This window comes from Bifidobacterium catenulatum PV20-2, from assembly GCF_000800455.1.
Lineage (GTDB): Bacteria > Actinomycetota > Actinomycetes > Actinomycetales > Bifidobacteriaceae > Bifidobacterium > Bifidobacterium kashiwanohense_A.
In genome coordinates this window covers 596,464-615,850 of the sequence record NZ_CP007456.1, presented here as the reverse complement: position 1 = coordinate 615,850, position 19,387 = coordinate 596,464, and the positions used below count along the sequence as shown (strand labels likewise).

The window sequence follows — 19,387 nt, the reverse complement described above, 5'->3', positions numbered from 1 at the left end:
TCAGCAGATTGACGATTATTCAACCTGCCGACGCCCATTTATTATCTTGCGATTATCTGCTTACTTTTTGGTGACGATCACGCCATTGGGTTTGATCGAGACGTTCTCGCCGCTCACTTCAGCGAACGAAGAAACCACGATCTTGCCTTCGAGTGGGATTTGGACCGTTTCGTGAGTGCGGTTGAACGAGAACACGAATCTCGAACCGTCCGATCCCTCACGTTCGACCCGCAGCACGCGACTGTCGTTTTCGCCGGTTTCGGTCATGCCGAGCGATTCAAGAATCTCCGGCAGGCTCTTGGCGATGCCATCACGGCCGAGACGCGCGCCCACGTACACGCTGCGGCCTTCGCCGAACGTGTTCGCGACGATTGCCGGAGCGCCGTCCATGCCGGTCCACGGATCGTCCTTGAACGTTTCCAGCACGGTGGCCGACCCGTCGACCGAACCGATCACGTCGGCGATATCGTGCGCGACCGTGCCGTTGCTGAGCTCGAGATGATCCGGCACGCCCGGGAAATCGTCACCCATGGGCATGAATTCCTCCACGCGCACGCCGACCACGTCACGGATCGATCCCGGATAGCCGCCGAGCCACACATGGTCCCTCTCATCCGAAATGCCCGTGTAGTAGGTCACGACCAGGCGACCGCCACCCACAACGTAATCACGCACCCTGCGGGTCGTTTCCTCGGAAAGCAGATACACGCTCGGCAATACGACCATCTCATAGTCGTCCCAGTTCGAACTGACCGGCACGACGTCGGCGGTCACGCCATGGTCGGCCAACGCGCGGAACCATTGCAGCGGCTCGTCCACGTGGTGGACCTTCTGGGTCGGCGTGGCGGTGTGCTCGCTGGCCCACTCGGACTCGTAGTCGAACACCACGGCGACCTTGGACTTCGCCAGCTTCGTGCCAAGCAGTCCGTTGTCGGCCAGCACGTTCAGATCCGCGCCCAGCTCGCACACGTCACGGAACACGGCCGAATCCTCGCCGGTATGGGGCACCATCGCGGAATGGAACTTCTCCGCGCCTGCCTTGGACTGGCGCCACTGGAAGTAGCACACCGCGTCCGCGCCCATGGCCACATGCGCCAAGGAGTCGCGCACCAGCTGGCCCGGCTCCTTGCGGTAGTTGACCGGACGCCAGTTCACCGCCGATGTGGAATGCTCCATCAGGAACCACGGATCCTTGCGCGCGATGCCGTCGACCAGGCTCGCGGAGAACGCGAGCTCGTCCAGATGGGCCTCGCCCGGAATGAAGTAATGGTCGTTCGACACGAAATCGACCTCACGGCCCCAATCGTCGTAGTCCAGTACCGAACCGGCGGCGGACACCATGAAGTTCGTGGTCAACGGCAGGTCCGGAGTGATCTCGGCGAGCGCGTCGCGCTCGGCGACGTAGAACGCCTTCAGCGCGTCGGAGCTGAAGCGCTTGAAGTCAAGCAGCTTGCCCGGGTTCATGAAGTTGCCGTCGCCGATGAAACGCGGCGGCACGATTTCCGTGAAGTCGTTCATGCGCTGCGCCCAGAACGCCGTGCCCCACGCGTCGTTCACCGCGTCGATGGTGCCGTAGCGTTCCTCGCACCACTTCCGGAACGCGCGTTCGGCGTCCTCGGAATAGTCGAAGCGGTTGTGGCAGCCGTACTCGTTGCTCACATGCCATGCGACCACGTACGGGTTGCCCTTGTAATGCTCGGCCATCGCACGGCACAGCTTCAGCGCGTACTCGCGGAACACCGGACTGGTCGGCCTCCAATGCTGGCGTGCGCCCGGCTGGCACACGTCGCCGCGGTAGTCCTTCCACAGCACCTCGGGATGCGCCTGGGTGAGCCACATCGGCGGCGACGCGGTCGCGGACGCGAGGTCCACGGCGATGCCGGCCTCGCCGAGCTTGTTGATGATGCGGTCGAGCCAGTCGAAATCGTACACGCCCTCGCTCGTCTCGATCTTCGCCCATGAGAAGATGCCCACGGACACGAGGTTCACGCCGGCCTTCTTCATCAGACGAACGTCATCGTCCCACACCTCTTCCGGCCACTGGTCGGGATTGTAGTCCCCGCCGTACCAGATACGGGCCTGCTGCCCGGCCAACGGCTGCGGCCAACGATAGGCTCTGCGTTGAGTCATATTTACTCCTTTGTTTTTGTCAACTACCCTTACGAATCTATCCCGCAATCGTAATTCCCGCAAGCCCAGAACCAAAAATAGAACGAATAAGCACAAAAGCGTCTTCCCAACGTGTTGCACAACACAATCGAGAAGACGCCTTTTCGTATTCAGAAACCGAAAATCCGAAATCGGGTGAAATCAGGCTTCGGGGAAACCCTCCTCACGAATCATGCGCATCCAGATGTTAAGCGCCCAATCTTGATCGTTGGCCAATGGATCGGCCTGGGACATGGCTCTCCCGTCCACATGGGAGGGGAACAAGTAAGCGCAAGTAGCCGAACCGTCGGCGTTAATGTTGGCAAGGTTTGCTTTGAAAATGCCTAACGCTGTGCGCTGCGTCTCCTCGGTACGCTCCGACTGAGGCAGACGAGCCAGCACCTCGGCTGTGAGAACACTCCAGTAATGAGGGAACACATCGCCGAACTGCCGGTTGATGCCAAACCAGTAGCCGTCCCAATGCCGGATGCCGATGTCTCGCAAACGGCAATCCGGCTGAGGTCCACCGAAAGACAACAACCAACGCAGACGCTCCTTAGCTCCATCGAGGTACTCCCGACGACCTGTGAAATAGTATGCTTGTAGCAACAAGCTCACCAACGGCGCTGCCATCGACTGTTCATAAGACACCTCGTGATACGGCAACGCACGGCCCACCTCGAGGAAATAATCGGCACTGGCAATCACACGGGAGCGAATGCGTTCAGCATCAGCAGATCTTCCAGACTCCTCCAATAGCTTCGACACAGCAGCAGTGTTCTCAGCAAACTCGATGCACAGGAATTTCTCCCCACCGAGATAGGCTGCACGGTCCATCATTTTAACCGCCATGTCAAGATCGTGCCGATCTGCACTAGCACGATAGTGCTCAGTATAGAAATCCACAAACCATGATACGTCGTACAAACGACCGCCAAATTCCGAAGGCTGCTGACCAGAACCACGACGACATGAGCCGGCGCTGTCAATAAGCTCAGCCTCGGCAAAATCTCGCCAGGCGTCAGCAGCATGCTGCGCTGGCACACTTAGATCCGCGTCAAGGAATCCCATGTTGAGCGAGCGCTGAACCAGCACAGGCATCGCGATACGCTCCGAACCATCAGACCAGTCATTCCAGCTCGGATCAATAACATGCCGACCAGTACGAATGTCAGTGGCCACCATAGCCCCAGCCAGTTTCCCGTTACGCTCGTACGCCACCTGATGGTTCAGAATATAACGAACCCGGTCATTGACCGTTTGTCGCAAGGACTTGTGAAACAGAACCTCAGTATGCGAACGCTGTTTTCCTTCGCCGATGGCAACCTGATGAACGCCTGGCACATCACTGATAAGCAACGCACCCGACGAGGTATGAGACACCGTCAACCCTCCATCTAAGGCAGTCACCGGCAAAGTCGTGGACACCTCAATGCGACCGCCAAGCTCAACACGTAGAGCGGAGAACTTGGCAGGAGCCTTCGTGGCTGCGAGGAACTCTTCATCGCTGGCATACCAACCAATCTCCCAGACCAGCGTGTAGACCTCGCCCGGGCTCAGCGTGATGTCCTGCTGCCCGCCAAAGGCCCCTGGGTTGAGCGCCCGATCAGTGACCTCAAGCATGATGTGTCCTCGCACATCAGAATAAGTAACGTGGTTGCGCGTGTCGACTGCATAGGCGTTAATAGCGCCTTCACGCACGATAAGCCCCAAACGATTACCGAGACCGTCCATTGGCTTAGCCAGCACCCAAGCCCAGGCACCGCCGGCGAACACGTGCGCATTCACACATTCATCGAGTGCCCTCGCTGCATCAGGATACCGGTCGTTGAACGGCGTGGAAATACCCAGACCAGTGATGACAACCGGCCTCGCTGTGACATTGCGCCACTCGTAACGCTCGGTGAGGCAATTACCGCCGGTGCGTGTCACAGTCAACGCCAATCCCGATCCCTGCAGTGCATAGTCAGCAACCACCGCATGGCTACGCACTTCGCGCCACATGGGAACATTCCATTGGGAGGAACCACCTTCTGTAGTGACGTAGCCGGAGCCCCAGCAATAGTCAGCACTATGCCACGCCACCGTATCATCAAGTAGCACATGCCGGTTGAAGTTGGCCTCATCCACGAATGCCATCGGCTGACCTGTAGCGTGATCCAACACTGCATAACCGCCAGCCATGGGCAACCGATACCCCGGCAATGCGGATAAGTCCACAGAACGTCCGGCATCATATTCCGGCTGCTCCACAGTCGCCAATCGTGCCGTCGCATGAGTTTCCGTGAGCAAATCGGTCATGACAAAACCTCCCTCAGCCCTTGACCGAGCCAGCGACCAAACCTGAGACAATCCACTTCTGACAGAAACAGAAGAAAATAAACACCGGAAGCAGCGCGAGCACAGTGATTGTCATAAATAGTGGCCAGTTAGTACCAAACTGCTGGACCGCGTTATATACTTGCAATACCACAGTCTGCTTGTCAGTGGAACTCAGAAAAACACTCGGCAACAGGAAGTCATTCCATGTACTCATGGTCTGGAACACAATCACCGTAGTGAGTATCGGAGTAATCAGAGGCAACACGATAGTACGATAAATACGCCACGGACCGGCACCGTCAATTTTGGCGGCTTCGAACAGTTCCTGCGGCAGGGACTTCATATAGCCGACGATGAGAAAGTAGCAGAACACGCTCGATCCCATGTACAAAGCGATGAGGCCGAAAAGCGTATTGACGATCTGCAAATCAGATTCCATACGATACAGCGGCAGAATGGTAGCCTGCGCGGGAATCGCAAAAGTAATCATGAGGACACCGCCCACAATGGCAGTAAACTTCGATTTCTTATACACCACACCGAATGCAGCCATGGAGCCGATGAGCACTTGCAGCAGCACCGTAATCACGGTGACGATAAGAGTGTTGGCGAAAGCGCGAATAATGTTGCCACCTTCAAACGCCTTGACATAGTTGGAAAACGTCCACTCGGTCGGCGGACCCAACGGATTCTTAAACATGTCAACCGATGTTTTGAATGAGCTGACGATTACGTACCATAACGGGATTGCGCAAATCAGAGCGAGAACGAGAACCACAACCGTGCGGATGATCTTATGCACCAGTTCACGTTGAGAGTATGTCATTGGAACCTCTTTTCAACGGCGCTTGCAACACCGTTTTGAACGACGATGACGACAATGCAAGCCACAGTAAATAGCACGGATAGTGCAGAACCCAAGCCGTATTCACTTTGCCCAATACCCTTTTCAAGTATCGCCTGAGACAACGTGGTAGTAGCAGAGCCAGGACCACCCTTAGTTAACGTGTACGGCAGATCATAGATCTTCAGGCCACCAGTCATAAGCAGGAACATAGAAACTACAATGCCGGGAACAAGCTGAGGAAGCGTAATATGAACAAACTGCTGACCTGCATTGGCGCCATCCACACGGGCCGATTCGTACAAATCAGCAGGGATGGTCTGAAGAAACGCCAGATAGAGGGTAGCATGCCAGCCTACCTGCATCCAAATCGAAACGAAAATCACGCAAAAGCGAGCAAGGTTGTCGTCTGCGAGCCATCCCACACCTGGGATACCAAAAATGGCGAGAATCTTGTTCACCAAGCCGGAACTCAGCGGGGAGAAAATGTACGACCAGATCAAACCAATAATGGCTTGTGCAGGCACACCCAGAAAGAAGAACAAAGAACGGGCGAAACTACGACCCCACATCGCCTTGTTAAGAGTAACAGCCAACGGGATGGCCAAACAGGTCACCAACAACGTGGTGGCAAAGGCGTACAGCAGGGTGAAACCAAGAGCTGACAACAAGTCAGGATCTTGAAATACTCTGACATAGTTGTCAAACCACACGAAGTTAAAAGTGGAAGACCAGCCATCGTAGTCTGTTAACGAATAAAAAAATGATTGCGACAGCGGAACGATAGTGAGGACTCCGAACACAACGATGATGGGCAATAAAAACCACATTGAAGCGAGGTTTTCAGCCCATACAGAGGAGCACAACCCACTCTTACGCCGGGGAATCCGCGCTAAAAATGAAGCAGTCATAGGATTTTCCTTTGATGTTTTGAACAATAAGAGACCGCACCAGACCGGATGAGCACCAGTACGGTCTCAGGAAAGGGAAAGAAAAAGAAGAAAGTCGTACCTACTTGAGGCTGCTCCACTTGCTGTCAAGCGCCTTGGTCATGTCACTAGCAGAGATCTTGCCCTGGACAAGCTTCTGCTGTTGGTCAGTCATCACAGTAGTCATTGCAGCCGGGGACTTGGACCAGTTGTACCAGTAGAACTTATTTGCTGCAAAATATGTGTCGACAACATCTTTGAGTTCCGCCGGAGGCTCAGCCTGATAGTTGTCAGACAGAGACATGGTACCCGCAGCAGAAGTGAAAGCCTTAAGGCCCTCCTCACTGTTAAGGTATGAGAGGAATTTTTCGGCAGCGACTTTCTCGTTATCGGTCGCTTTTTCAGCGATGGCAAAGCCTTGGTCCGGGCCACCGTTAATCCACTGCTCGCCACCATCGATGGCCGGCATAGCCGCAACGCCGAAGTTAACACCAGAAGCCTTTACATCTTCAAGATCCCATGGGCCGGATCGCATAACAGCCAAGGAACCATTGACAAACTCCTGCTTGATTTGATCAGCCGATAGGCCAACGGACTTGGTTGGTATGACACCCTCCTTAACAGCTTTACCCCAAGCCTCAACCGCTGGTCCCCAAGCATCGGTGAAGGTGGTTTTACCATCCCAGATATCTTGATCAGGAACATCAACGCCCCGCTTAGCCCAATTGGAGGCCACCAGTCCGGCCAGCGTGCCGGATGGTTGCGAGTTGAAATCTTCAAGGAAAGCGGTGCCTCCGGAAGCGTTAATCTTCTTGCCCATTTCAATGAACTCATCCCAAGTCTTGGGAAACTCATCGTAACCAGCTTGATTAAGGAGATCCTTGTTATAGAACATCACACCCACCCAAGCAGAAACCGGTAGACCGTAGATTTTGCCGTCTTGCTGGAACAGCTGGAAATTAGAATCATCCACGCCCTTGAGGAAATCTTTACCAGTCAGATTAGCAACCGCACCAGAGTTCATGACGTCAGTACGGTTATCCATCGTAATGTTGAAGATGGTCGGCGGCTTACCACCAGCCAGACGGGTCTGCAACGTGGAGATGTACTGAGATGGATCCTGACCGTATTGCACATCAAGAATAATGTTCGGATTAGCCTTTTCGAATCCCTTGACCACGTCACCAATCTGATTCTCTTTGAAGTAAGAGTAGAAGGAGATCTTGGTCTTCTCACCACCAGTACTACTTGATCCGCAAGCAGCAAGAGGCGCCATCATCGCTACTGCAGCCGCACCAGCCACCACCACATGGAGCATCTTGCTTTTCATAACTCTCATTTCGACTGTCCTTTCAATCGTTTATGCGCTTCAACTTTGATGCGCATAAACAAATATACCATCATATCAAGTATGAGCACGTCAAAACAATTGAAGCGCATAAATGAACGCTGGATTTCCAAAGAAAAATTGCATTCAAACATAAGATGCTCGGCGTGTCGCAGCAATTCACCACGGAACTATGTCAAGAGCCGCAGAAAGTCCAGACAAGAAGCAACAAAAGACCGGAGAAGCGAACGCAACACAACGAGGTCAACCGAAGAAGTAAATCACAATGAGCTTGGGCCAAACAGCACAAACACAAACAGAGGAAACCGATATCTTTCTAAATACAAGATCCTAAATCGCTACGGCATCCAAGTCATCAATTCCATCGCGTTCGGTGATATGAGGTTGCACCAAACGCACAGCTTCGCATGGCTTGCCATCAATCTGTTCAAACAACTCACGCACCGTCTCCACCGAAACTTGTTCCGGCACCGGATCGACGTTAGTCACGGGGTAGCGCAGCCTCTCAGCGTGACCATCCACATACACCGCCACTACTTGGACATCCCTTCCAGGCACTATATCCAACTCAGCACATAGCTGCATCAGTTCACCCAGCACTTCCGGCGTTCTGACTGCAATACCGCCATGGCAAGCCGCCAGCTCCTTCAACGTATCAGAAAAAGTCCACATGCCCCGCCATCCCGGGTAAGGCGGTACAAACAAGTCATATTGCATTCCCAGCACCGCAGCGACCACACGAGATTCATCAGCGAAAAACTTAGCAAAAGCATACTTTTCCACGCCTCGTTCCGAATCGCCAATCAACACCATACGCTGTGAGCCAACTTGAGCAAGATAGTTGACGCATAGCTGCGCGATGCGGCGGTAGTCCACATCCACGCATGGCAATCCATGTGCATCTTCGGTAGTGCCAATAAGCACAGTCGGCACTTGCAGCGCAGCCACGTCAGCCAATCGACTGTCATGCCATTCAATATCAAACACGACAACGCCATCAATAGTGCCTTGCCTTACTAAATGGTCTAAGCCCTCAACACCCTCTTCGGCAGGCATAAGCATGACGTTGCATTCCCGTTTGCCAGCCTCACTCACAATGGTCGTCAAAAATGGATGAAGCTCCGCCATCTGAGTATTCTTATCCATTCGCACCATGACCGCAATCATATTGTTGCGTCCCCCAGCCAACGAACGCGCGTTGGCATTAGGCACATACCCCAAATCCTGCATAGCCCGGTGCACGCGTTTCTTCGTAGCTTCAGAAATGGGACGGCTACCGCTCATTACATACGATACCGTCGCTTGTGAAACCCCAGCCCGTTTCGCGACATCTTTCGCGGTAACCATGCGAAAAGCCTCCATTCAATCGAAACTGCACTCAACAACTGCTTCCAGTATATCGATGCCCTTCATCGAGGCATGGTGAGACAGTCAAGAGTCCAATATCGCACCTGCACATTGCCAAATCAATACGATAAGAACCAATGCACAAAAGCGTCTTCCCAATGTGTTGCACAACACAATCGAGAAGACGCCTTTTCGCATTCAGAAACTGAAAAGCCGAAACCGAAATCAGGCTTCGATGCCGAGCTGCTGGCGTTCTTTCTTGGAATACATGAACGCAGGAAGCTGACGGCCCTGCTTGAGCCAAGCATGATATTCGGCGGTCGCCGCAAACTCCACGTCGGAAGCGGAATTCAGGCAGGTCTCCACGGAATCCTGAATAACGCCGATGATGAAGCCGACACCCACCACCTGCATGGCGATATCGTTGCTGATGCCGAACAGCGAGCAGGCCATCGGAATAAGCAGCAGCGATCCGCCGGCCACGCCGGAAGCGCCACATGCACCGAGCGCCGACACCACAGACAGCAGAATGGCGGCCGGCAGCGAAATCTGAATGCCCATCGTATTGGCGGCAGCCATGGCCATGATGGTGATGGTGACGGCGGCACCGTTCATGTTGATGGTTGCGCCCAGCGGAATGGACACGGAATACATGTCTTTATCGAGACCGAGCTTCTCGCACAGCTGCATGTTGACCGGAATGTTCGCCGCGGAGGAACGGGTGAAGAATGCAGTCAGGCCGGATTCCTTGAAGCAGCGGTACACCAGCGGATACGGGTTGCGATGCAGGTACAGGAAAATGACCAGCGGGCCGAACACGAGCACCATCAGCAGCATGGTGCCGACGAGCAGGAGCAGGAGGCTACCGTACTCAGTGAAGGCCGCCAAACCGTTTTCGGAAACGCTGGTGAACACCAAGCCCATAATGCCGAACGGGGCGAGATTGATGACCCAACGAATCACCTGAGACACGCCATCGGCCACATTGGCAAGGAACGCCTTGGAGCTTTCATTGGCAATGCCCTTCATGGCAAGACCAAACAGGCAAGCCCACATCAGAATGCAGATGTAGTTGCCGTCGATCATGGCCTGAATCGGATTGGCCACAATATTGGTCAGCAACGTCTGCACAACCTCGCTCAAGCCCTGCGGTACCACATCGGCGTCAGCGGCATCGCCCAACGATATGGTCTGCGGGAACATGCGAGACGTCAGCACCGCCACTACGGCGGACAGGAACGTGGTGAACAGATACAGGAAAAGCACCGTGCCGAAACGGCCGTCAAGCTTGGAATTGCCTTGAGCCAAAGCACTTGCCACCAGCACAAACACCAGAATCGGAGCGACGGCCTTCAATGCGCTTACGAACAGGGTGCCGAATTCGCCGATCCACGTCATATGCGGAACGACCAATGCCAGTGCGGTACCTGCGATAAGACCGACGATAATGCGGATAATCAGTGATACGCCGTTATACTTGTCGGCAACGCCACGAAGCGCTTTCGAAATATGGTTCATATTCTCTCTCGTTCTTTCCAGCCGGCTTGCCTTTGCCAGCCAGCACAACAAGAGCACATCCTAATCACGCTTGATAACACGAAATGTAAAGTGTCCAATTATAGGGACGCGCAACTTCAACACGCCATAGCGATGCGGTCAAATATGAGTACAGCGATGGACAGTTTTTATATATCTTTATTCCGCGAGCAATACCTGCTGATCAGACTGTTAATCAGCCAAGCGGCACTTTCGAAACGAATGTACGAGGCTCTCCCGTCACTGGATCGTCGAAACGTAATTCACGAGCCACTAATTCCAACGGCTGCGAGAAATCATCGTAAGAATGCTGCACAATATTCGGATAGAAATCATCGCCCAAAATCGGCAAGCCCAACGAATTCATATGCACACGCAACTGGTGCGTTTTGCCGGTTTTCGGGTGCAGCACATAATTCACATATGCTTTGCCGTCGACGCAACGTACCGCGCTCCCCCGCTCAATCAACGTTTGCGCATTGACGGTTTCCGGAATTTCGTACGCCTGAAGTCGCCCGCGATCCTTGCAAATATGCGATGCTCGGATTGCCGGAAATGGTTGGTGCCTGTCGATTCTTACGATTGTTCCGTACTGCGGATGACGTTCGGGGGCAAGCGGCGCCAAACATTCATAGGTTTTGATGGTTTTGCGATTCTGGAACAGCATTTGGTAAGCGCCACGCAATTCCGGTTTGCGCACAAATACGACGATACCTGCGGTAAGTCGGTCCAAACGGTGTGCGGGAACAATATCGGGTTCGCCATACTGTTCCCGAAGTCGGATCAACGCGGTTTCGCGATACCACATGCCACGCGGTGTGGTGGCGAGAAAATGCGGCTTGTCAACCACGATAATCGCATCGTTCTCGTAAAGAACCCCATATTCGAACGGAATATGAGGCTCTTCAAGAACGTAACGATGCCTCTTCTGCTGACGCTGTTGACGCATCGTATGAACGATTACTCCACGGTGACGGATTTGGCGAGATTACGCGGCTTGTCAACGTCGTAATTCTTCAGCTTGGCCATGTCCATGGCGAATAGCTGCAGCGGCACCACATCCACCAGCGGGCTCATCAGCGTCGGGCAGGCCGGGCGCCAGAACACCACGTCCGCATAGCGTTCAACATCGGGGTCATTCTCTTCGGCCACGGCGATAATGTACGCGCCACGGGCCTTGACCTCTTCGATACCGGAAATGACCTTGGCGTGCAGCACATTGCGGCCACGCGCCGGCGGCACGATGAATACTACCGGTTCATCTTCGTCCACCAATGCGATCGGACCGTGCTTGAGCTCGCCGGCCGCAAAACCTTCGGTGAAGGTGTAGGCGATTTCCTTCAATTTCAACGCGCCTTCCATCGCGACCGGGTAGCCGACATGACGGCCCAGGAACAGGAAGGACTTCGCATCGATCATCTGCGCGGCCGCATCATGCACGGTCTTGGTCTGCGTGTCAAGAATCCACTGGATCTTGCGAGGCATGTCTTTGAGGGAATCCAACGTCTGCGCGATCTCGTCGCGGAACATTGCACCCTTGACCTGCGCCAAATACAAGCCAAGCACGTAGGCGGCAGTAATCTGCGCCACGAACGCCTTGGTGGAGGCGACCGCCACTTCCGGACCTGCGTGCGTGTACAGCACCGCGTCGGATTCACGCGGAATGGACGCGCCCTGCGTGTTGCAGATGGCCAGCACTTTCGAACCCTGCTCACGCGCGTGACGCAATGCCATCAGCGTATCCATGGTTTCACCGGACTGCGAAATGGCCACCACCAACGTGCGCGGGGTGAGAATCGGATCACGATAGCGGAATTCGTGGGCGAGTTCCACTTCCACCGGAATACGCACCCAATGCTCGATGGCGTACTTGGCCACCATGCCCGCATAGGCGGCGGTACCGCAGGCGATGACGATAATCTTGTCGATCGCCTTGAAATCATGCTCGTCGATGCGAACCTCGTCAAGATTGAGATTGCCGTCCTTGCCGAGACGTCCCAACAGCGTGCGCTGCACCGCCGCCGGCCCTTCGTGGATCTCCTTGTCCATGAAGGAGTCCCAACCGCCCTTTTCGGCCGCGGAAGCATCCCAATCCACGGTGTAGGTCTTTGGATCGGCCACGATGTTGCCCATGAAATCAGACACCACGACCTTATCGGCGGACACCATCACGGCCTGATCCTGGTTGATTTCCATGGCACGCTTCGTGTAGGCGACGAACGCGGCCACATCGGAACCGAGAAAATTCTCACCTTCGCCAAGACCAACCACCAGCGGCGAATCATGGCGGGCGCCGACCACGATACCCGGCTGACGGCAGTCGGTGGCGAGAATCGTGAACGCGCCTTCCAGCATGCGCGCCAAGCGTCGCACGGCCTTGAACAGGTCGGGCTTGCCGGTTTCCTCAACGATTTTCTCGCTGATTTTGCCTAGCAGTTTCGCCGCGACCTCCGTATCGGTTTCCGATGAGAAACGGTAACCTTCCGTCTGCAGATCAAGACGCAGCTGAGAGGCGTTTTCGATGATGCCATTATGAATGATGGCGACCTTGCCGTCACGCGAAGTATGCGGATGCGCGTTGATGTCATTCGGCACGCCGTTGGTGGCCCAACGGGTGTGTCCGATGCCCACGGTGGCCATCGGCATTGGATTGCGTTCCACGTCTTCGATCAGATTGGCGAGGCGCCCCGCCTTCTTGCGCACTTCCACATGGTCCATGCCGGGCGCGGTCAGCGCCACACCGGCCGAATCATACCCGCGGTATTCCAAACGCTGTAGGCCTTGGAGGCACACTTCCAACGGCTTGCCGCACGCGGTTTCCACATTTCCTGCATATCCTACGATTCCACACATAACACCTCAGCTTATCGGGTAATGGTGTCATTTTCGAAACGAAACCGCTCATCGCGCCGAACCTTTGATATATGAACACAAAAATCCCCATGCCGACAGTTTTCAACATGGGGATTTTCTTCGGTTATTCCCTTGATCGCAATTCTTGCGACGAAGAGATGTCTGATCCTTAACGATTATGCCTACGGCGATTTACAGCACGTGCTGCAGGAAGTCCTTGAATCGTGGTTCCTGCGGATTGTCGATGATGTCAGGACCGCCCTGTTCCACAACAACACCGCCGTCCATGAATACGATCTGATCGGCGACTTCGCGCGCGAAGCCTATTTCGTGGGTGACAACCACCATGGTCATGCCTTCTTTCGCCAAAGACAGCATGACGTTCAGCACTTCGCCCACCAATTCCGGATCGAGTGCGGAAGTCGGCTCGTCGAACAGCATGATTTCCGGCTTCATGGCAAGCGCACGGGCGATGGCCACGCGCTGCTGCTGGCCGCCGGAAAGCTGTGCCGGATAGTGATCGAGGCGATCGCCCATGCCCACGCGATTCAGCTCTTCGATGGCAAGCTTGCGGGCTTCCTTTTTATCCATGTGCTTGACGTGGACTGGCGCTTCCATCACATTTTCGAGAGCCGTCATGTGCGGGAACAGGTTGAACCTCTGGAATACCATGCCCAGTTTGGAACGCTGCTCGGCCACTTCCTTGTCGTTCAGGGTCTGCAGCACCTGCTTGCCGTCCTTGTCGACGTACTTGTAGCCGATCATTTCGCCGTCGACGTCGATTTCGCCGCCGGTCAGCGTTTCCAACTGGTTGATCAGGCGCAGGAACGTGGATTTTCCGGAACCAGAAGGTCCCAGAATCACCGTCACCGAGCCGGGCATAACCGTCATATCGACGCCCTTGAGCACGTGCAGGCTACCGAAAGCCTTATGCACCTGCGTGGCCTTCACTGCGGGAACAACACCGTTGGTGGTTGGTTCAGTCATTGCTCACTCCCCTCACGCGGTCATGCCCGCGAACGTTGCCTCGTTCTGCTTGGCGATATCGTCTTTCGGTTCGCCTCCGGTTTTGCCCGGCAGCGGCGGCTGCTTGCCGCGCGCGCCGGCCGGTCGCGCATCGAAGCCCTTGCCGAAATGCTTCTCCAGGCGAGACTGCAGCACCATCAGAATGGAGGTGATCACCAAGTACCAGATGCAGGCCACGATCAGCAGCGGAATCGGCTTGTACAGTCGGGTTGCGATTGCGGTGGTGGCGAACTGCAGTTCCAACGTGAACGGCACGGCGTTGACCAGCGAGGTGGTCTTCAACATGCCGATGAACTCGTTGCCGGTCGGCGGAATGATGATGCGCATGGCCTGAGGAAGCACCACGCGACGCATAATCATGGAACGCTTCATGCCCAGCGCCTTGGCCGCTTCGGTCTGACCCGGATCGACGGCTTCAAGACCCGCACGCACGATTTCAGCCAGATATGCCGCTTCGTTCAATGCGAGACCCAGCCATGCCGCGTTGAACGCGGTAATGACGGACTGCGAGTCAATGCTCCAGAATTCAATGGAAGTGAACGGAATGCCCACGCCGATGCGAGGCACCAACACGGCGAACAGACCCCAGAACACCAGCTGCGTATACACAGGGGTGCCACGGAAGAACCAAATGTAGAACCAGCTCACGCCACGCAGCACCGGATTGATGGACTTGCGCATCACGGCCAGGATCACTGCCAGAATAATGGCGATGACCATGGAAATGACCGTCAGCAGCAGCGTGTATTTGATGCCTTCGAGCACATTCTCGTCGAACAGGTACTTCCAGACCACATTCCATTCGAAACGCGGATTGGTGATCAGGCCCTGCAGCAGCATGGCGGCGAGCAGAGCAACGATGACCGCCGCCACAATCGGGCCCGTACGCTTAACCGGCAGCGCCTTGATGCGATTCGGAATATCGAGGCCGTCGCCGTCGATCTGTTTCTTCGCCATGATGCTTCAGTTCCTCCGTTGTTGATGTAAATAGTGGGGATGAGATCAGTCGAGATCGGTCGGGTTGATCTCAGCCTTGTCGAGAGCGCCGGATTCCACACCCCAATGCTTGAGGATCTTCATATACGTGCCATCGTCCATCAGCTTCTGTACGGCCTTCTGCACGGCTTCAGCAAGCTGGGTGTTGCCCTTCTTGACAGCGATGCCCTGCTTGGCCACACCTTCGACGTCACCCAAGGCTTCAAGCTGTCCGTCGGTCTGGGAGATGGCATAGCCAGCGACCGGCGAATCAGCATAGAACGCATCGGCCTTACCCGTAGCCACTGCGGTGGCCGCTTCGGCCTGACGCTTGTACGACATCACTTCGGCCTTGTTATCGGCCTCGCATCCTTTGGCGATGGTGTTGGCTTCCTCTTCCTGCACGGTGCCGGTCTGCACCGCGATCTTCGCGCCGCACATGTCGGAAGTGTCAAGCTTCTTCGGATTGCCCTTCTTCACGGCCCACGTGGAACCTGCACGGTAGTAGCTCACGAAATCCACGGACTGCATACGCTCTTCGGTGATGGTCATGGCGGTGATGCCCAGATCATACTTGGAGCCAATGGAAGGAATGATGGTGTCGAACATGGAAGACACGATGTTTGGCTTCAAACCAAGCGTCTTGGCGATGGCCTTGGTCATGTCGATATCATAGCCGACCGGAGTCTTGCCGTCTTCGGCATAGAATTCAGCCGGAGCGTACGAAAGCTCCATACCGGCGGAAAGCTCGCCTTCCTTCACCAAATCGCCGGACGAAACCAGCTTGGCCAGCTCGTCATCTTTTTTAATGGTGCTGACATCGTAACCGGTGGTAGTGTTCGATGAATCCGACGAATCACCGGAATTGGACGCCTCGGAGGTGCCACAAGCGGCAGTGGAAAACAACATCGCCGCACTCAGCGCAAGCGCCACAACGGACTTGATCTTCAAAGACATGATACGCATATCCTTCTTCTTATCTCTTCATTGCCATACCGAAAATCTCAACGCCATTCGGTTGCAGAGAACCTCAGTATCTCAAATAGGCACGATAAGAGCGCAATGCTACATGTACGTTACATTGCGCAAACCTTACGTATCAGCCAAGAATCGCGCGATGAAGCTCCATCAAATCACGGAAAATCCATATACGAAAAATGGAAGACACGCGGATTCGATCCGCATGCCTTCCGTCATATCAGCTTCACAGTATCGCCGTATGCGATGCCTGCCTTACGTTTGATCGTTCAGCCGAGGTCGGTCGGATTGATTTCGGCTTTGTCAATCGCTCCGTTCTCCACGCCCCAATGCTTGAGGATCTTCATATACGTGCCGTCATCCATGAGCTTCTGCAGTGCGGCCTGCACCGCCTTGGCGGTATCGGAATCGCCCTTCTTGATCGCCACGGCCTCCTTGGTCACGCCGACATCCTCGCCGAGGGCTTCTAGCGTATCTTCGGTTTGCGCGATGGCATAGCCGGCAACCGGCGAATCGGCATAGAATACGTCGGCCTTGCCCGTCGCCACGTTCGTGGTCACATCGGTCTGCAGCTTATTCGACAGAATCTGCACTTCGGACTTGCCGTCGGCCTTGCATTGTTTGGCGGCCGCGTTGACTTCCTCTTCCTGCGTGGTACCCGTCTGCACCGCAATCTTCAAGCCGCACAGGTTGGAAGTATCGACCTTGTTCGGATTGCCCTTCTTCACCACCCACGTGGAACCGGCCTTGAACATGCTCACGAAATCGACGGCTTCCATCCGCTCAGGCGTGATGGTGAACGACGAAATGCCGATATCGTACTTGGTGCCGATCGATGGAATGATCGAATCGAAATTCGACGTTTGCGGCACAGTCTCAAGACCGAACATATTGGCGAGCGCCTTCGCGATATCGACATCGAAGCCGACCGGAGTCTTGCCGTCCTCCGCAAGGAATTCGGCGGGAGCGTACGACGTGTCCATGCCGATGGTGAGCTTGCCGTCCTTGGCGACTGATTTCGGCAGCATCGCGGCTATATCGTCATCCTTCGTCACGCCGGAAACGTCATAACCGGTGGTGTTCGACGACGACTCAGAATCGCCGGAAGCCGCGGAATCGGACTTTTCCGATGTGCCGCACGCACCCAACGAAACGATCATGGCGGAGCTTAGTGCAAAAACAGCGAGTTTCCTCAGATTATTGAAAGCCATCGCGAATCCTCTCTTCATCACCAACCGTATGAATACGGCCGAACCGAAGTTCTGCAGGCAACATAGAAAACGATTGCTACGGCCACGTTAATAGCACGCAAACTCTATTCGATATGCCGTTTTCCCTTACGAAAAAGCGGGTTTTGCCATATCACAATATGATCAAAACCCGCTTTGTTCCCGGCACGTCGCCAGCTAGGCGATTTGAAACCGTCTGACCCGCAGACGGTTCAATCATGGAATCATTCGGCGCCCGGCGTATTGATTTCCGACGTTTTGATGGCACCGTCCTCGACACCCCAATACTTGAGGATCTTCAGATACGTACCGTCGTCGATGAGCTTCTGCACGGCCTTCTGCACGGCCTCATCCATCTGGCTGTCGCCTTTTTTGATGACGATGCCTTCCGGGGCGACGCCTTCGACCTTGCCCAATGTTTCCAGCTGTCCATCGGTCTGCGCGATGGCATAGCCCGCAACCGGCGAATCGGCATAGAACACGTCAGCCTTGCCGGTAACAACGTTCGTGGTCACATCGGTCTGCAGCTTGCTGGAGATCACTTCAAGCTTATCCTTGTCGTCGGCCTCGCATTGCTTGGCCATCTTGTTCGCTTCGGTCTCCTGCATGGTTGCAGTCTGCACGGCCACCTTCTTGCCGCACAGATCGGACGTGTCGATCTTGTTCGGATTGCCTTTCTTCACGGCCCATGCCGATCCGGCATCGAAATGGCTTACGAAATCAACCGCTTCCAAACGTTCCTTGGTCACGGTGAACGACGAAATGCCGATATCGTACTTGGATCCGACCGATGGAATGATCGAATCGAAATTCGCGGTTTCCGGATCCGCTTCAAGGCCGAACACCTGCGCCAAAGCCTTGGCGATATCGACATCGAAACCGACCGGAGTCTTGCCGTCCTCCGCAAGGAATTCGGCGGGAGCGTACGACGTGTCCATGCCGATGGTGAGCTTGCCGTCCTTCGTCACATAGTCAGGCAACAGTTTGGCGATGTCATCGTCTTTCTGCACCGACGAAACGTCATAACCCTTCAGTTCGCTCGATTTCGAACCGCTATCGGACGAAGCCGCATCGTCGCTTCCATCACTGGTGCCGCATGCCGCTCCAGCGAACAGCATCGCAACGCTCAGCGCACACGCGGCAGCCGCCTTCAGACTTTTCTTCGCTTCCATATCCTTTTCTCCTATATCTCGCTCGGTCTATTCGACCGAATCCGAACCATACATTAGAGAGGGCAAGCTACAAAAAGATTACGACCACCGCTTTATGTCAGCATGTGAAACCGGAAATTTTCCGGTTTCGACTTATCGCACTTGCTTGTTGGCATAGCGCATGGCACGCAACGCCTCACGCTTATCTTGTTCCTCGCGCAATGCCTGACGCTTGTCGAATTCCTTCTTGCCTCGGGCCAACGCAATTTCCGCCTTGACGCGGCCATCCTTGAAATACAGGCTCAGCGGAATGATGGTGAAACCTTTGGCTTGGCTTTGACGTGCCAGCTTGTCGATCTGCGCCGCATGAAGCAGCAGCTTACGCTTGCGTTTAGGGGCATGATTGTTCCACGTACCATTGAGATATTCAGGAATGTTGGCCCCCTCAAGCCACATTTCACCACGACGGTCGATGGTGATGAACGATTCAGCCAGCGATGCGCGTCCCTCACGAAGCGACTTCACCTCAGTGCCGGTCAACACCAGACCGGCTTCATACTTGTCTTCGATGGCGTAATCATGGCGTGCCTTCTTGTTCTGTGCAATCGGCTTCACACCTTGCTCCTTGGCCATGTCGGACCTCCTTTCCGGTTCTTCGAAGAAGTGTTCTGCAACGCAACAATCGACGATATCACGAAAGC

At 54.9% G+C, this 19,387-nt stretch carries 15 protein-coding genes; all 15 read right to left on the bottom strand.

The annotated features are described in order from the left end of the window. Nucleotides 1-60: 60 nt before the first annotated feature. Nucleotides 61-2,130 carry a beta-galactosidase gene (locus tag AH68_RS02585; protein WP_039197395.1) on the bottom strand — a complete coding sequence of 690 codons (2,070 nt, stop codon included), beginning with the start codon at nt 2,128-2,130 and terminating at the stop codon, nt 61-63. Nucleotides 2,131-2,310: 180 nt separating this feature from the next. Then, nucleotides 2,311-4,449 (bottom strand): hypothetical protein, encoded by a 2,139-nt coding sequence (locus AH68_RS02580; protein WP_039197393.1) that lies wholly within the window; start codon nt 4,447-4,449, stop codon nt 2,311-2,313. A gap of 13 nt (nt 4,450-4,462) precedes the next feature. Then, the gene (locus AH68_RS02575) at nt 4,463-5,296 is read right to left on the bottom strand and encodes a carbohydrate ABC transporter permease (RefSeq protein WP_039197391.1); all 834 of its coding nucleotides are present in this window, start codon (nt 5,294-5,296) and stop codon (nt 4,463-4,465) included. After that, nucleotides 5,293-6,144: a carbohydrate ABC transporter permease gene (locus AH68_RS02570; RefSeq protein ID WP_395947834.1), complete on the bottom strand. Its 852-nt coding sequence runs from the start codon at nt 6,142-6,144 to the stop codon at nt 5,293-5,295. The genes AH68_RS02575 and AH68_RS02570 overlap by 4 nt, the downstream gene beginning before the upstream one ends. Before the next feature lie 181 nt (nt 6,145-6,325). Further along, nucleotides 6,326-7,582 (bottom strand): ABC transporter substrate-binding protein, encoded by a 1,257-nt coding sequence (locus tag AH68_RS02565; protein ID WP_039197387.1) that lies wholly within the window; start codon nt 7,580-7,582, stop codon nt 6,326-6,328. Between the two features lie 339 nt (nt 7,583-7,921). Beyond that, nucleotides 7,922-8,938: a LacI family DNA-binding transcriptional regulator gene (locus tag AH68_RS02560; protein WP_052189127.1), complete on the bottom strand. Its 1,017-nt coding sequence runs from the start codon at nt 8,936-8,938 to the stop codon at nt 7,922-7,924. A 225-nt stretch (nt 8,939-9,163) separates the two neighbouring features. Then, nucleotides 9,164-10,456, bottom strand: a complete 1,293-nt coding sequence (gene sstT / locus AH68_RS02555; protein WP_039197385.1) for a serine/threonine transporter SstT — start codon at nt 10,454-10,456, stop codon at nt 9,164-9,166. Between the two features lie 214 nt (nt 10,457-10,670). Next, a complete protein-coding gene (locus AH68_RS02550; protein ID WP_039197384.1) occupies nt 10,671-11,423 on the bottom strand; it encodes a pseudouridine synthase in 753 nt (250 codons plus the stop codon). An 11-nt stretch (nt 11,424-11,434) separates the two neighbouring features. Then, nucleotides 11,435-13,327: a glutamine--fructose-6-phosphate transaminase (isomerizing) gene (glmS, locus tag AH68_RS02545; protein WP_039197382.1), complete on the bottom strand. Its 1,893-nt coding sequence runs from the start codon at nt 13,325-13,327 to the stop codon at nt 11,435-11,437. Nucleotides 13,328-13,519: 192 nt separating this feature from the next. Further along, nucleotides 13,520-14,314, bottom strand: a complete 795-nt coding sequence (locus AH68_RS02540) for an amino acid ABC transporter ATP-binding protein (protein WP_039197377.1) — start codon at nt 14,312-14,314, stop codon at nt 13,520-13,522. A 12-nt stretch (nt 14,315-14,326) separates the two neighbouring features. Then, entirely contained in the window at nt 14,327-15,310 is a 984-nt protein-coding gene (locus tag AH68_RS02535; RefSeq protein ID WP_039197375.1) for an amino acid ABC transporter permease, read from the bottom strand. A 45-nt stretch (nt 15,311-15,355) separates the two neighbouring features. After that, nucleotides 15,356-16,285, bottom strand: a complete 930-nt coding sequence (locus tag AH68_RS02530) for an ABC transporter substrate-binding protein (RefSeq protein WP_039199701.1) — start codon at nt 16,283-16,285, stop codon at nt 15,356-15,358. A gap of 290 nt (nt 16,286-16,575) precedes the next feature. Then, nucleotides 16,576-17,517 (bottom strand): ABC transporter substrate-binding protein, encoded by a 942-nt coding sequence (locus AH68_RS02525; protein ID WP_039197373.1) that lies wholly within the window; start codon nt 17,515-17,517, stop codon nt 16,576-16,578. Between the two features lie 242 nt (nt 17,518-17,759). After that, nucleotides 17,760-18,707: an ABC transporter substrate-binding protein gene (locus AH68_RS02520; RefSeq protein ID WP_039197371.1), complete on the bottom strand. Its 948-nt coding sequence runs from the start codon at nt 18,705-18,707 to the stop codon at nt 17,760-17,762. A 132-nt stretch (nt 18,708-18,839) separates the two neighbouring features. Further along, a complete protein-coding gene (gene smpB / locus AH68_RS02515) occupies nt 18,840-19,319 on the bottom strand; it encodes an SsrA-binding protein SmpB (RefSeq protein ID WP_004219704.1) in 480 nt (159 codons plus the stop codon). Nucleotides 19,320-19,387: the final 68 nt, after the last annotated feature.

Coding starts and splice junctions, on each gene's coding strand:
- AH68_RS02585 (WP_039197395.1), bottom strand. CDS start 2,130: ATGACTCAACGCAGAGCCTATCGTTGGCCGCAGCCGTTGGCCGGGCAG.
- AH68_RS02580 (WP_039197393.1), bottom strand. CDS start 4,449: ATGACCGATTTGCTCACGGAAACTCATGCGACGGCACGATTGGCGACT.
- AH68_RS02575 (WP_039197391.1), bottom strand. CDS start 5,296: ATGACATACTCTCAACGTGAACTGGTGCATAAGATCATCCGCACGGTT.
- AH68_RS02570 (WP_395947834.1), bottom strand. CDS start 6,144: ATGTGGTTTTTATTGCCCATCATCGTTGTGTTCGGAGTCCTCACTATC.
- AH68_RS02565 (WP_039197387.1), bottom strand. CDS start 7,582: ATGAGAGTTATGAAAAGCAAGATGCTCCATGTGGTGGTGGCTGGTGCG.
- AH68_RS02560 (WP_052189127.1), bottom strand. CDS start 8,938: ATGGTTACCGCGAAAGATGTCGCGAAACGGGCTGGGGTTTCACAAGCG.
- sstT (WP_039197385.1), bottom strand. CDS start 10,456: ATGAACCATATTTCGAAAGCGCTTCGTGGCGTTGCCGACAAGTATAAC.
- AH68_RS02550 (WP_039197384.1), bottom strand. CDS start 11,423: ATGCGTCAACAGCGTCAGCAGAAGAGGCATCGTTACGTTCTTGAAGAG.
- glmS (WP_039197382.1), bottom strand. CDS start 13,327: ATGTGTGGAATCGTAGGATATGCAGGAAATGTGGAAACCGCGTGCGGC.
- AH68_RS02540 (WP_039197377.1), bottom strand. CDS start 14,314: ATGACTGAACCAACCACCAACGGTGTTGTTCCCGCAGTGAAGGCCACG.
- AH68_RS02535 (WP_039197375.1), bottom strand. CDS start 15,310: ATGGCGAAGAAACAGATCGACGGCGACGGCCTCGATATTCCGAATCGC.
- AH68_RS02530 (WP_039199701.1), bottom strand. CDS start 16,285: ATGTCTTTGAAGATCAAGTCCGTTGTGGCGCTTGCGCTGAGTGCGGCG.
- AH68_RS02525 (WP_039197373.1), bottom strand. CDS start 17,517: ATGGCTTTCAATAATCTGAGGAAACTCGCTGTTTTTGCACTAAGCTCC.
- AH68_RS02520 (WP_039197371.1), bottom strand. CDS start 18,707: ATGGAAGCGAAGAAAAGTCTGAAGGCGGCTGCCGCGTGTGCGCTGAGC.
- smpB (WP_004219704.1), bottom strand. CDS start 19,319: ATGGCCAAGGAGCAAGGTGTGAAGCCGATTGCACAGAACAAGAAGGCA.